We start from the raw sequence: 12,390 nt of genomic DNA, 5'->3' as shown, positions 1-12,390 counted from the left end.
AGCTGAGTATGAGTACCCTGATCGTTCAGCTGGACATGGAAGAATTCTGTGAGGTGACCGACCTGTCGGCCGCTTACGTGATCGAAATCGTCGAACACGGGATCCTCGAACCTCAGGGCCAGGCGCCCAAGGATTGGCGTTTCAACGATTACCAGCTGGCCCTGGCCAAGCGCGCGGCCATCCTGCACCGCGACCTGGAACTGGAGTGGCAAGGCGTCGCCCTGGCCCTGGACCTGCTGGATGAAGTGCGCGAACTGCGCGCGGAAAATCGCATGCTCAAACAACGCCTGGGGCGCCTGGTCCTCGACTGACCTGTAGCCGCTGCCGAAGCCTCGGGCCGCGTTCGGACGCTGGCCCTGATAAACACCGCGGATGTTTCAGGAAAACGTCGGCGTTTGGGCGCCCAGTTGTGTTTTCAGGGCTGTGCCCGGGAAACCCGGGGCAGGGTGACGGTGAAGGTGGTGCCGTCGCTTTCGTTGGAGCTGACTTCGATGCTGCCCTGGTGCGCGCTGACCACTTCCTTGACGATAAACAACCCCAGGCCAAGGCTGGTGGAGGGAGTGCCGAGTTCTTCACTGGCGCTGCGCACCAGGGGGTCGAACAAAGTGCTCAGGGCGTCCTTGGGGATGGGCGTGCCGTAGTTGTGCACCGTCAGCAACACCTGTTCGGCGCCGCCGGTGATGGTCACGGTCACGGTGCGGCTGTTGTTTCCGTGCTGCAACGCATTGCCGATCAGGTTCTGTAGCATCTGTTCGATGCGCCCGCGATCCCAGATGCCGTGGCCATCACCGTGGAAATTCAGCGAGGGGGAGCAATCGGGCTGCCCGGCGCAGGCTTCATCCATGGCCGCTTTGGCGGCGCTGGCCAGGTCCATCGGTGCCGGCTCGATCGGCAAGCCGCTGCCTAGCCGGCTGCGCACAAACTCCAGCAAGTCACTGACCATCGCCCCCATGTGTCGCGCGCCGCTCTTGATCCGCGCCACGTAGGCCAGGCCCTCGGTGTCCAGCGCGACACGCCGCGCCAGCATCTCGGTGGACATGCTCACAGCCTGCAAGGGCGCGCGCAGGTCATGGCCGAGAATCGCCAGGAAGATATCCCGCGAACGATCGACCTGTTCGGCATAGGCCGCGGTGGACTCGGCCAGCGCTTCGTCGATGGCTTCGTTGAAGCGGATCATGTCCTGGAAGTACATCAGGTCCGGTGATTCCAGGCTGCCCACCCACAGGCGGATCACGCAGGCGCGCAGGTGGCGGAATTCGGAGGTCATCTGCACCAGGTCAAAGCCCACGGTGTGCCGCAGTTCGCCATGGCTGGCGGCGGCTTCATCCAGGCTGGGGGTTTTTTCCGGCCCTTCGCCCTTGGCCTTGGCCTGTTGTTCATGGGCGGTCTGGGCGGTGCGCATGTCGCGCGCGGCGGCCAGCAGGATCGATTTTGCGTGATCGCGCAATTGCAGGCGGGTCATGGAGTCGGCGGCAGGGGCGATGGATTTCGCAAACTGCTCCCATTCATCAACGATTCGATCAACGTGTTGCACGATGAAATCGGACAGGCGCATAGCCGGGAACCCTGCAGGCAATTGTGAGAAATCGAGTGGCATCTTAGCGCCAAACCGGGGTTTTCAAAACTCGCGCTGCCAAACAGGGTTCCGGGCTGATCAGTGCCGGGTTCTAGAAGAGAAAATAACGTTGTGCCATGGGTAGCACCTCCGCCGGTTCACACCACAGCAGCACGCCATCGGCCTTGACCTGATAGGTCTGCGGGTCGACATCGATCTGTGGCAGGTAGTCGTTGTGGATCAGGTCGGTCTTTTGCACCTGGCGACAGCCCTTGACCACCGCGATGCGTTTTTTCAGGCCCAGGGTCTCGGGCACGCCGGCGTCCAGGGCCGCCTGGCTGATAAAGGTCAGGCTGGTGGCATGTCGGCTGCCGCCAAAGCTGGCGAACATCGGGCGGTAATGCACCGGCTGCGGGGTCGGGATCGAAGCGTTGGCGTCGCCCATCAGGCTGGCGGCAATCGCCCCGCCCTTGAGGATCAGGGTCGGCTTGACCCCGAAAAACGCCGGGCGCCACAGCACCAGGTCCGCCCATTTGCCGACTTCGATCGAGCCCACTTCGTGGCTGATGCCATGGGTGATCGCCGGGTTGATGGTGTATTTGGCGATGTAGCGCTTGACCCGGAAGTTGCTGTTGCCCTCGCCGTCGCCCGGCAGCGGACCGCGCTGCTTGTGCATCTTGTCGGCGGTCTGCCAGGTGCGGGTGATGACTTCGCCGACCCGGCCCATGGCCTGGCTGTCGGAGCTGATCATGGAGAACGCGCCCAGGTCGTGGAGGATGTCTTCGGCGGCGATGGTCTCGCGGCGAATGCGGCTTTCGGCAAAGGCCACGTCTTCGGCGATGCTTGGGTCCAGGTGATGGCAGACCATCAGCATGTCCAGGTGCTCGTCGATGGTGTTGCGGGTGAAGGGCCGGGTCGGGTTGGTCGAGCTCGGCAACACGTTGGCAAAACCGCAGGCCTTGATGATGTCCGGCGCATGGCCGCCACCGGCACCTTCGGTGTGGTAGGTGTGAATGGTGCGGCCTTTGAAGGCGGCCAGGGTGGTTTCGACGAAGCCCGACTCGTTGAGGGTGTCGGTGTGGATCGCCACCTGGACGTCGTACTGGTCGGCGACGCTCAGGCAGTTGTCGATGGCCGCGGGGGTGGTGCCCCAGTCTTCATGGAGCTTGAGGCCGATGGCCCCGGCCTTGACCTGCTCGATCAAGGGCTCCGGCAGGCTGGCGTTGCCCTTGCCGGTAAAGCCGATGTTCATCGCGAAGGCGTCGGCGGCCTGGAGCATGCGCGCCATGTGCCAGGGTCCCGAGGTGCAGGTGGTGGCGTTGGTTCCGGTGGCTGGCCCGGTGCCGCCGCCGATCATGGTGGTGACGCCGCTCATCAGCGCTTCTTCGATCTGCTGCGGGCAGATGAAGTGGATATGGGTGTCGATGCCGCCGGCGGTGAGGATCATGCCTTCGCCGGCGATGACTTCGGTGCTGGCGCCGATGGCGATGGTCACGTTGGGTTGGATGTCCGGGTTGCCGGCCTTGCCGATGGCGGCGATGCGCCCGTCCTTGAGGCCGACATCGGCCTTGACGATGCCCCAGTGGTCGATGATCAGGGCGTTGGTGATCAGGGTGTCGACCACCTCGGCCGCCAGCAACTGGCCCTGGCCCATGCCGTCACGGATCACCTTGCCACCGCCGAACTTCACTTCTTCGCCGTAGGTGGTGAAGTCCTTCTCCACTTCAATCCACAGTTCGGTATCGGCCAGCCGCACCTTGTCGCCGACGGTGGGGCCGAACATGTCGGCGTAGGCCTCGCGGGAAATGCGCATTCCTCGGTCCTCGGAAATAAGCGGCAAGCTTTAAGCTGCCCGCTGCAAGAAAAATCAAAAGCAATCGATAGCGCCGCAAATGGCTGTTACTTGCCGCTTGTAGCTTGAAGCTGCGCTCAAAGAGCGCCCATCACTCGCCCGGCAAAGCCGAATACCCGGCGATGCCCGGCCAGGTCCACCAGTTCCACTTCCCGGGTCTGCCCCGGCTCGAAGCGCGCGGCGGTGCCGGCCGGGATGTTCAGGCGCATGCCCCGGCTGGCGGCGCGGTCGAAGGTCAGGGCGTCATTGGTCTCGAAGAAGTGGTAGTGCGAGCCGACCTGGATCGGCCGGTCGCCGCTGTTGGCCACTTTCAGGCTCAAGGTGCGGCGGCCGACATTGAGTTCGATGTCGCCGGGCTGGATCTGGTATTGGCCTGGAATCATGCGGGCAGTCCCAAAGTCTTGAAGTAAATGGCGGTCGGGGTGTAGGTGCCGTCCGGGCTCTGGCAGTAGTTGGGCAGTTCACCGACCCGGATGTAGCCCAGGGAGCGGTAGAAGTCCTCGGCGGGGGAACCGGCTTCGGTGTCCAGGTACAGCAGGCCGCGCTTGTTCTGGCGGGCTGCCTGCTCCAGGGCCGTCATCAGTTGCTGGCCCAGGCCGCGGCGACGGGCGTCGTGGCGCACCTGGAGTTTCTGGACCTCGGCGCGATTGCGTCCGTTGGGTTTCTGGCACAGCGCCAGTTGCACGCTGGCCAGGACCTTTTCGTTATCCACCACTACCCACAGCAGCAGGCTGGCGTCTTCCACCCCGGCCTGCAGGTTGCGCAAGTAGGCATCGGCCTGGGCCTGGTCGAGGTCGGCCATGAAGCCGATCGAGGCCCCGTGCTGCACCGCGTCGAACAGCAGATCACTCAGTCCCTGGCGGTAATGGGCAAAACTTTCCCCATGTACTCGGCGCAGTTGGGCAGCGTTCATCGGGTATCACTCCTTGTCGATGGCGGGCGGCAGCGCCCCGGGGTTGAGGATCAGTTGCATGAAGGTCAGGTCCAGCCAGCGTCCGAACTTGGTGCCTACTTGGGGCATCTGTCCGGTGGTGATGAAACCCAGACGCTGGTGCAGGCGGATCGAAGCCTCGTTGCCGCTTTCGATGGCTGCGACCATCACGTGCTTGTCACAGCCCCGGGCGCGTTCGATCAGTGTTTCCATCAGGCGTGGGCCAAGGCCGTTGCCGCGCTGGTCGTCGCGCACGTACACGGAGTGTTCGACGCTGTGGCGAAAGCCGTCGAACGGTCGCCAGTCGCCGAACGAAGCGTAGCCGAGCACCACCTCGTCGGCGTTGATGATCACCAGGATCGGATAGCCCTGGGCCTGCCGGGCGCTGAACCAGGCCTGGCGGTTGCCCAGGTCCACGGGCTGCTCGTTCCAGATCGCCGTGGTAGTGCGCACGGCGTCGTTGTAGATGTCACGGATCGCCGGCAGGTCGGCATGCAGTGCATCGCGGATGCGGTAAGTCATGGCGCGGCCTCAGGCGATGGGTTGGTGGACGGTGACCAGCTTGGTGCCGTCGGGAAAGGTCGCCTCGACCTGGATCTCCGGGATCATTTCCGGGATGCCCTCCATCACTTGTTCACGGCTGAGCAGGGTGGTGCCGTAGTGCATCAGTTGGGCCACGGTCTGGCCGTCACGGGCGCCTTCGAGCAGCGCCGCGGAAATATAGGCCATGGCCTCCGGGTAATTGAGTTTCACGCCACGGGCCAGTCGTCGCTCGGCCACCAGGCCGGCGGTGAAGATCAGCATCTTGTCTTTTTCGCGTGGGGTCAGGTCCATCGTGTTCAATCCGTTTGGGCAGTTAAAAGGTTCAGCGCGTCAGGGCGGCGGTCCCGCGTGACAGGCGCTTCATGTATTCCAGATCCTCGGCGGCACGGCCTCGCGCCCGAGCAGGGCGGGGCGCAGCAGGCGCCACAGGTCGATCAGCCAGGCCCGGGCCAGCAGCGCTTCGCTGGCCAGGCAGCGGGCCACCAGCAGCCCGGGCAGTTGCGTCAGGTCGCCGCGTACCTCGTGGGGCAGGGAGCGGCAGGTCTCCAGCAGTTGCGTGTCGATTTCGCCGGTGACCAGCAGGGTCGCGAACACCGGCTGGCCGTCCAGGCCGATGGGCGAGTCCAGCAGGCCGTCGCCCCCGACAATGCGCTGGCGTTCGTGCCAGAGCAACTGGCCGTCACGGCGGATATCCAGGTGCGATTGAAAATGCCCGAGGTCAAAGCGTTCACCGCTGGCCGGGCGGCCCAGGGCCACGATGTCCCAGTAGAACAGTCGGGCGTCGCCCTCAAGCTCGATCACGGTCGCCAGTTCCGCCTGGGCGGCGCTGAACACGATGCTTTCCTGGGGCAGCCATTCCAGGGTGGCACCGGCGGCGACGTGCAGCTCAAGGTTTTGGTACGCCGGCCCAGCGGCGCGGTACCACTTGGCGGCGCCAGGGCTGGTCAGTTGCGCCCAGGCATCGGTGCCGACGCTGGCGCGGATGTCCAGGCGGTCGCCACCGGCAATCCCGCCAGGGGGGTGGACGATGATGTGCTGGCAGACCTCGGGGCCTTCGGCATACAGGTGCTTCTGCACCCGCAGCGGGCCCAGGTGACGGCGCTGCACCGGACGCGTGGTGTCGCCGAAACGGGCGTAGCCCAGCTCCAGCTCGGCATGCCAGCTAGGGGTGAACAACGCGGTGTGGGCAGGAAGATTCATGGTTCGCGCTTATCGTCAGGAGGCTACAGGTTAGATCGTAACCAGGCCGCGTACACCTTCGGTTTCCATATTTTCGCCCCGCCCTTGCTGGACGATTTCACCCCGGGACATCACCAGGTACTGGTCGGCCAGTTCAGCGGCAAAGTCGTAGAACTGTTCCACCAGCAGGATCGCCATGTCGCCTCGTGCCGCGAGTTTTTTGATCACCGCGCCGATCTCCTTGATCACCGAAGGCTGGATACCTTCGGTGGGCTCGTCGAGGATCAGCAAGCGCGGGCGGCTGGCCAGGGCGCGGCCGATGGCCAGTTGTTGCTGCTGACCGCCCGACAGATCGCCGCCACGACGCTGCTTCATTTGCAGCAGCACCGGGAACAGTTCGTAGATAAAGGCCGGCACCTCCTTGGCTTCCTTCGCGCCGAAACGTGACAGCCCCATCAGCAGGTTCTCCTCCACCGTCAGGCGCGGAAAAATCTCCCGGCCCTGGGGCACATAGGCAATACCGGCGTGCACCCGCTGGTGCGGTTTGTAGCCGGTGATGGCCTGGCCTTCCCAAGTGACCGTGCCTTCCTTGGTCGGCAGCAGGCCCATCAGGCACTTGAGCAGGGTGGTCTTGCCCACGCCGTTGCGCCCGAGCAGGCAGGTGACTTCACCCACCGTCACGTCAAAGCTCAGGCCACGCAGGATGTGGCTGCCGCCGTAGTACTGATGAAGGTGTTGGATCTGGAGCATGGAAGAACCTCAGATAGGAGAGCGGCAAGCTTCAAGCTGCAAGCTGCAAGAAAGAGCGGGTGTACGGTTTTGCTTTCAACTTGCCGCTTGAAGCTTTCAGCTGGCCGATTCATCGGCCCAAATAAACCTCGATGACGCGTTCATCGGCCTGCACCTGCTCCAGGGAGCCCTCGGCCAGTACGCTGCCCTGGTGCAGCACGGTGACGTGGTCGGCGATGGCGCCGACGAAGCCCATGTCGTGCTCCACCACCATCAGCGAATGCTTGCCCGCCAGGCTCTTGAACAGTTCGGCGGTGAACTCGGTTTCGGCGTCGGTCATGCCGGCCACCGGTTCATCGAGCAGCAGCAACTGCGGGTCCTGCACCAGCAGCATGCCGATTTCCAGGAACTGCTTCTGGCCATGGGACAGCAGGCCCGCCGGGCGCTGGACCGAGGCGGTCAGGCGAATGGTCTGCAGTACCTCGTCGATACGGTCGCGCTGTTCACCGCTGAGTCGGGCCCGCAGGCTGGCCCACACCGATTTGTCGGTCTTTTGCGCCAGCTCCAGGTTCTCGAACACACTCAGGGCTTCGAACACCGTGGGTTTCTGGAACTTGCGGCCGATCCCGGCCTGGGCGATCTGCACTTCGCTCATCGCCGCCAGGTCCAGGGTCTCGCCGAACCAGGCCTTGCCGTGGCTGGGCCGGGTCTTGCCGGTGATCACGTCCATCAGGGTGGTCTTGCCCGCGCCGTTGGGGCCGATGATGCAGCGCAGTTCGCCCACGCCGATGTACAGGTTCAGGTCGTTGAGGGCCTTGAAGCCATCGAAGCTGACGCTGATGTCTTCCAGGGTCAGGATCGTCCCGTGGCGCGTGTTCAGGCCCTTGCCAGCGGCCTGGCCGAGGCCGATGGCATCGCGGCTGCTGCCCTGGTCCTTGTTGGGTTCCAGGATAGGTTCGAGCATGAACTCCGCCGTCGCCGTGACTCTCATTGCTCACCTCGTTTTTTCAGCAGGCCGATCACGCCCTTGGGCAGGTACAGGGTCACCACGATAAACAGCGCCCCGAGGAAGAACAGCCAGTACTCAGGGAAGGCCACGGTGAACCAGCTCTTCATGCCGTTGACCACGCCGGCCCCCAGCAGCGGCCCGATCAGCGTGCCACGCCCGCCCAGGGCCACCCACACGGCAGCCTCGATGGAGTTGGTCGGCGACATTTCGCTGGGGTTGATGATGCCCACCTGGGGCACATACAAGGCCCCGGCCAGGCCGCACAGCACCGCGCTCAGTACCCACACGAAGAGCTTGAAGCCGCGCGGGTCGTAGCCGCAGAACATCAGGCGGTTCTCGGCGTCGCGCAGGGCGGTCAGGACCCGGCCGAACTTGCTCTGCGCCAGGCGCCAGCCAATCCACAGGCTGGCCACCAGCAACAGCACGGTGGCGAAAAACAGCACCGCGCGGGTCCCGGGTTCGGTAATGCCGAAGCCGAGAATGGTGCGGAAGTTGGTGAAGCCGTTATTGCCGCCAAACCCGGTTTCGTTGCGGAAGAACAGCAGCATCCCGGCGAAGGTCAGGGCCTGGGTCATGATCGAGAAATACACGCCCTTGATCCGCGAGCGGAAGGCGAAGAAACCGAACACCAGGGCCAGCAATCCCGGGGCCAGCACCACCAGGCACAGAGCCCAGAGAAAATGGCTGGTGCCGACCCAGTACCACGGCAGCTCGGTCCACGAGAGGAAGGTCATGAACGCCGGCAAGCCATCGCCCGAGGCCTGGCGCATCAGGTACATGCCCATGGCATAGCCGCCCAGGGCAAAGAACAGCCCGTGGCCCAGGGACAGCAGCCCGGCATAGCCCCAGACCAGGTCCAGGGCCAGGGCGACGATGGCGTAGCAGAGGATCTTGCCCACCAGGGTCAGGGTGTAGGCCGAGACGTGCAGCGGGTTGTCCGCTGCCAGCAGCGACAACAGCGGCAAGGCCAGCAGCACCAGGAGCAGCAGCGCACCGACGGTGAGCGTGACCCTGGGCCCGGCTTTCTGGCTGGCGGTAACGAGCAGTGGTTGATTCATCAGTCGATCACCCGTCCTTTCAGAGCAAAGAGGCCTTGCGGACGTTTCTGGATAAACAGAATGATCAGCGCGAGGATCAGGATCTTGCCGAGCACGGCGCCGATCTGCGGTTCGAGAATCTTGTTCGCGATGCCCAGGCCAAAGGCCGCCAGCACGCTACCGGCCAACTGGCCGACCCCGCCCAGCACCACCACCAGGAACGAGTCGATGATGTAGCTCTGGCCCAGGTCCGGACCGACGTTGCCGATCTGGCTCAGGGCCACGCCGCCGAGCCCGGCGATCCCCGAACCGAGGCCGAAGGCAAGCATGTCGACGCGCCCGGTGGGCACGCCGCAGCAGGCAGCCATGTTGCGGTTCTGGGTCACGGCGCGCACGTTCAGGCCCAGGCGTGTCCGGTTCAGCAGCAGCCAAGTGAGCACCACGACAAACAGCGCGAAGCCGATGATCACGATGCGGTTGTACGGCAGCACCAGGTTGGGCAGCACCTGGATCCCGCCCGAGAGCCAGGCCGGGTTGGCCACCTCGACGTTCTGCGCGCCGAACACCAGGCGCACCAGTTGGATCAGCATCAGGCTGATGCCCCAGGTCGCCAGCAGGGTTTCCAGCGGGCGGCCGTAGAGGTGACGAATCACCGTGCGCTCCAGGGCCATGCCGATCGCCGCGGTGACGAAAAACGCCACTGGCAGGGCAATCAACGGGTAGAACTCGATGGCCTGCGGGGCGAAGCGCTGGAACAGCAACTGCACCACGTAGGTCGAGTAGGCGCCGAGCATCAGCATCTCGCCGTGGGCCATGTTGATCACCCCCAGCAAACCGAAGGTGATCGCCAGCCCCAAGGCCGCCAGCAGCAGGATCGAGCCCAGGGACATACCGCTGAAGGCCTGGCCCAGCACCTCGCCCACCAGCAGCTTGCGCTTGACCTGGGCCAGGCTGGTTTCGGCGGCGGTGCGCACCGCAGCGTCGGCTTCGACCCCGGGTTCGAGCAGGCCTTCGAGGCGGGTGCGGGCCAGCGGGTCGCCGGTTTCGCCGAGCAGGCGCACGGCGGCCAGGCGTACCGCCGGGTCGCTGTCCACCAGTTGCAGGTTGGCCAGGGCCAGGCTCAGGGCGGCATGTACGCTTGCGTCCGGTTCCGCGGCCAATTGCCGATCAAGGAATGTGAGTTGCGCCGGCTTGGCGCTCTTTTGCAATTGCTGGGCTGCCGCGAGGCGGATCTTGCTGTCGGCGGCAAGCAATTGGTGGCTGGCCAGGGCGGTGTCGATCAGCCCCCGCAAGCGGTTGTTCAGGCGCAGGGTCTTGGCTTGGCCATCGACCGTCAACTGGCCTTGCTGCAAGGCGTTGATCAGTTCGACGCGCGCCGGGTCGGGCTGCGCAGCCCAGGCTTCCAGCAGTTGAGCCTGCTGAGACGGGTTGGCCGCGACGAAGTCTTCGGCGTCAACGGCCCTGGCTGCCAGCGGCAACAGCAGCAGGCAGGCGAGGATAAAACGGTAGAGGGCAGTGGGCATATCGTTGGCCTTGCGCGGACAGGCCGGGGCCTGTGCGTGATCCTGTCGCCGTTGCCGAAGGCTGCGCTGACCCGGTTGGCCCGGGCTGGTCACAGCTTTCGGCAGCGGCGACAGAGGTTGTGCCGGACCGCAGACGGCGTCCGGCTTCCATCCCTTGCTTAGTTGCTCTTGACCGCGTAGTCCGGCTTCTTGTCGTTACCCGGAATGAACGGGCTCCACGGCTGGGCGCGGATCGGGCCTTCGGTCTGCCACACCACGTTGAACTGACCGTCGGGCTGGATCTCGCCGATCATCACTGGCTTGTGCAGGTGGTGGTTGGTCTTGTCCATGGTCAGGGTGTAGCCGGACGGCGCGGCAAAGGTCTGGCCGGCCAGGGCTTCGCGGACCTTGTCGACGTCGGTGGATTTGGCTTTCTCCACCGCCTGGGCCCACATGTGGATGCCGACATAGGTGGCTTCCATCGGGTCGTTGGTCACGGCCTTGTCCGCCCCCGGCAGGTTCTTGGCCTTGGCGTAGGCCTTCCAGTCGGCGACGAATTTTTTGTTGGTGGGGTTATCCACCGACTCGAAGTAGTTCCACGCCGCGAGGTTGCCCACCAGGGGTTTGGTGTCGATACCGCGCAGTTCTTCCTCGCCCACGGAGAAGGCCACCACCGGCACGTCGGTGGCTTTCAGGCCCTGGTTGGCCAGCTCTTTGTAGAACGGCACATTGGAGTCGCCGTTGACGGTGGAGATAACGGCGGTCTTGCCCCCGGCGGAGAATTTCTTGATGTTGGACACGATGGTCTGGTAGTCGGCATGGCCGAACGGGGTATAGACCTCTTCGATGTCCTTGTCGGCCACGCCCTTGGAGTGCAGGAACGAGCGCAGGATTTTATTGGTGGTGCGCGGGTACACGTAGTCGGTGCCCAGGAGGAAGAAGCGCTTGGCGCCGCCGCCGTCTTCGCTCATCAGGTACTCCACGGCCGGGATCGCCTGCTGGTTGGGCGCGGCACCGGTGTAGAAGACGTTGGGCGACATCTCTTCGCCTTCGTACTGCACCGGATAGAACAGCAGGCCATTGAGCTCTTCGAACACCGGCAACACCGACTTGCGCGACACCGAGGTCCAGCAACCGAACACCACCGCGACCTTGTCCTGGGTCAGCAACTGACGGCCCTTCTCGGCGAACAGCGGCCAGTTGGAGGCGGGGTCGACCACCACCGGCTCCAGCATCTTGCCGTTGACCCCGCCCTTGGCGTTGATCTCGTCGATGGTCATCAGCGCCATGTCTTTGAGCGAGGTTTCGGAGATCGCCATGGTCCCCGACAGCGAATGCAGGATACCGACCTTGATGGTCTCGGCGGCCTGGACGGTCCAGGTCAAGCCCATCGCGGCAATGCTTGCCGTGAGTGTGAAAGCCTTGATCAAGCTGCGACGCTTCATTGTGCGATCCCCATGACTATTTGAGTTTTTCAGGTGGCAGATGCGAGCTACTGAAAAGCTGTTTTGCAAGGGGTGTGCCGAGTCGCTGCAAGGCATGAAAACGTCGCCTTGCGCGCGCAGGCAGGGCAGGCGATGCCCCAAGACGAGGCATTGGGCAGGGGGTGGTGCGTCGGGGTGCTTCATTGTGGTGCTGCCGCAGGGCGGCAGCCGAGGTCGCGAAGGAGCCTCAATTCACGCCGGGGAAGGAATCCACATACTCGATGGTGAAATCGGGAAAGGAGTCGACAATCTGGACCTTGTAATCCGGGAAGCTGTTGACGATTTTCCACTTGCCTGCCGAGTCGGGGAAGGCGCTGACCTGCTTCACCTTCAGGTCGGGAAAGGAGTGCACCACTTTGACTTTGTAGTCCGGGAAGCTGTTGACGAACTGGATGTTGCCGTAGATTTTCGAGACGTCGACCGTGGTGTCGGCCATTGCGCAACTGGAGCCGAACACCAGCAGCGACAGGCAAAGATTTTTCAACATGAGACTCATCCTGAGCAGTGTGAGGCGCGCATTCTAGGGCGCGCCGAGCCGTTGTGGGAAATCGTCCTATCGCCGCCTATCT

The 12,390-nt window shown here is 64.0% G+C and carries 14 protein-coding genes; 1 reads left to right on the top strand and 13 read right to left on the bottom strand.

Going from position 1 to position 12,390, the window contains the following annotated elements:
• Positions 1-8: 8 nt before the first annotated feature.
• Complete coding sequence (locus ACOZJV_RS26240; RefSeq protein ID WP_020298733.1) at positions 9-311, top strand: chaperone modulator CbpM; 303 nt, start codon at positions 9-11, stop codon at positions 309-311.
• A gap of 104 nt (positions 312-415) precedes the next feature.
• Here the strand turns inward: ACOZJV_RS26240 and ACOZJV_RS26235 are convergent, their stop codons facing one another.
• The 13 genes from ACOZJV_RS26235 to ACOZJV_RS26175 form a co-directional block, all read right to left on the bottom strand.
• Positions 416-1,555 carry a sensor histidine kinase gene (locus ACOZJV_RS26235; RefSeq protein WP_421548848.1) on the bottom strand — a complete coding sequence of 380 codons (1,140 nt, stop codon included), beginning with the start codon at positions 1,553-1,555 and terminating at the stop codon, positions 416-418.
• 112 nt (positions 1,556-1,667) lie between these two features.
• Positions 1,668-3,368, bottom strand: coding sequence for an urease subunit alpha (gene ureC / locus ACOZJV_RS26230; RefSeq protein WP_078469596.1), 1,701 nt, complete (start codon positions 3,366-3,368; stop codon positions 1,668-1,670).
• A gap of 116 nt (positions 3,369-3,484) precedes the next feature.
• Positions 3,485-3,790, bottom strand: a complete 306-nt coding sequence (locus tag ACOZJV_RS26225; protein ID WP_421548847.1) for an urease subunit beta — start codon at positions 3,788-3,790, stop codon at positions 3,485-3,487.
• Complete coding sequence (locus ACOZJV_RS26220; protein WP_078469598.1) at positions 3,787-4,320, bottom strand: GNAT family N-acetyltransferase; 534 nt, start codon at positions 4,318-4,320, stop codon at positions 3,787-3,789. The genes ACOZJV_RS26225 and ACOZJV_RS26220 overlap by 4 nt, the downstream gene beginning before the upstream one ends.
• A 6-nt stretch (positions 4,321-4,326) precedes the next feature.
• A complete protein-coding gene (locus tag ACOZJV_RS26215; RefSeq protein WP_421548846.1) occupies positions 4,327-4,860 on the bottom strand; it encodes a GNAT family N-acetyltransferase in 534 nt (177 codons plus the stop codon).
• A gap of 9 nt (positions 4,861-4,869) precedes the next feature.
• Positions 4,870-5,172, bottom strand: coding sequence for an urease subunit gamma (locus ACOZJV_RS26210; RefSeq protein WP_020298739.1), 303 nt, complete (start codon positions 5,170-5,172; stop codon positions 4,870-4,872).
• A gap of 69 nt (positions 5,173-5,241) precedes the next feature.
• The gene (locus ACOZJV_RS26205) at positions 5,242-6,081 is read right to left on the bottom strand and encodes an urease accessory protein UreD (RefSeq protein WP_201129226.1); all 840 of its coding nucleotides are present in this window, start codon (positions 6,079-6,081) and stop codon (positions 5,242-5,244) included.
• A gap of 30 nt (positions 6,082-6,111) precedes the next feature.
• Positions 6,112-6,810: an urea ABC transporter ATP-binding subunit UrtE gene (urtE, locus tag ACOZJV_RS26200; protein ID WP_201129228.1), complete on the bottom strand. Its 699-nt coding sequence runs from the start codon at positions 6,808-6,810 to the stop codon at positions 6,112-6,114.
• A gap of 109 nt (positions 6,811-6,919) precedes the next feature.
• Positions 6,920-7,780 (bottom strand): urea ABC transporter ATP-binding protein UrtD, encoded by an 861-nt coding sequence (urtD, locus tag ACOZJV_RS26195; protein ID WP_078469602.1) that lies wholly within the window; start codon positions 7,778-7,780, stop codon positions 6,920-6,922.
• The gene (urtC, locus tag ACOZJV_RS26190; RefSeq protein WP_201129230.1) at positions 7,777-8,856 is read right to left on the bottom strand and encodes an urea ABC transporter permease subunit UrtC; all 1,080 of its coding nucleotides are present in this window, start codon (positions 8,854-8,856) and stop codon (positions 7,777-7,779) included. The genes urtD and urtC overlap by 4 nt, the downstream gene beginning before the upstream one ends.
• The gene (gene urtB / locus ACOZJV_RS26185) at positions 8,856-10,358 is read right to left on the bottom strand and encodes an urea ABC transporter permease subunit UrtB (RefSeq protein WP_421548845.1); all 1,503 of its coding nucleotides are present in this window, start codon (positions 10,356-10,358) and stop codon (positions 8,856-8,858) included. The genes urtC and urtB overlap by 1 nt, the downstream gene beginning before the upstream one ends.
• A gap of 158 nt (positions 10,359-10,516) precedes the next feature.
• Positions 10,517-11,782 (bottom strand): urea ABC transporter substrate-binding protein, encoded by a 1,266-nt coding sequence (gene urtA / locus ACOZJV_RS26180; RefSeq protein WP_020298745.1) that lies wholly within the window; start codon positions 11,780-11,782, stop codon positions 10,517-10,519.
• A gap of 226 nt (positions 11,783-12,008) precedes the next feature.
• Complete coding sequence (locus tag ACOZJV_RS26175) at positions 12,009-12,308, bottom strand: hypothetical protein (RefSeq protein WP_201129232.1); 300 nt, start codon at positions 12,306-12,308, stop codon at positions 12,009-12,011.
• Between the last annotated feature and the right edge of the window lie 82 nt (positions 12,309-12,390).

Source organism: Pseudomonas sp. QD4, assembly GCF_049199125.1.
Classification (GTDB): Bacteria; Pseudomonadota; Gammaproteobacteria; order Pseudomonadales; family Pseudomonadaceae; genus Aquipseudomonas.
This window is presented reverse-complemented; position numbering and strand designations above follow the sequence as displayed.